The 523-nt window shown below is 67.3% G+C and carries 1 pseudogene; it reads left to right on the top strand.

The features are described from left to right. A pseudogene (locus CXQ97_RS21300) lies at window positions 1-523 on the top strand (bifunctional (p)ppGpp synthetase/guanosine-3',5'-bis(diphosphate) 3'-pyrophosphohydrolase); the annotation flags it as partial.

Genomic DNA, 523 nt, shown 5'->3' with positions numbered 1-523 from the left:
GACCAGAACGTCGCCGCCGGCAAGGCGCTGCTGGAGCGCGAACTGGGACGTCTGGATCTGCCGCCGGTGGACTTCGACAAGCTGGCTGAAAAGGCCAACCTGAAGAACGCCGAGGACATGTTCGCGGCGCTTGGCGCGGGTGACCTGCGCCTGGCGCACCTGGTCAACATGGCGCAACAGCTGGTCGAGCCGGAGCGCGGTTACGACCAGCTGGAACTCATTCCGCGCCGTTCGGCACCGTACAAGCCGGGCAAGCGCGGTGACGTGCAGATCCAGGGCGTCGGCAACCTGCTGACGCAGATGGCCGGCTGCTGCCAGCCGCTGCCGGGCGACCCCATCGTCGGTTATATCACCCAGGGCCGCGGTGTCAGCATCCACCGTCAGGACTGCCCGTCGGTGTTGCAACTGGCCGGGCGCGAGCCGGAGCGGATCATCCAGGTCAGCTGGGGGCCGGTACCGGAGAAGACCTATCCGGTGGAAATCATGATCCGTGCCTACGACCGCGCCGGCCTGCTGCGCGACA

Source organism: Arthrobacter sp. B0490, from assembly GCF_002929355.1.
In the GTDB taxonomy this organism is placed as follows: Bacteria; Actinomycetota; Actinomycetes; order Actinomycetales; family Micrococcaceae; genus Arthrobacter_D.
The sequence above is the reverse complement of the archived record's forward strand: the minus strand, read 5'-3'. Positions and strand labels throughout refer to the sequence as shown.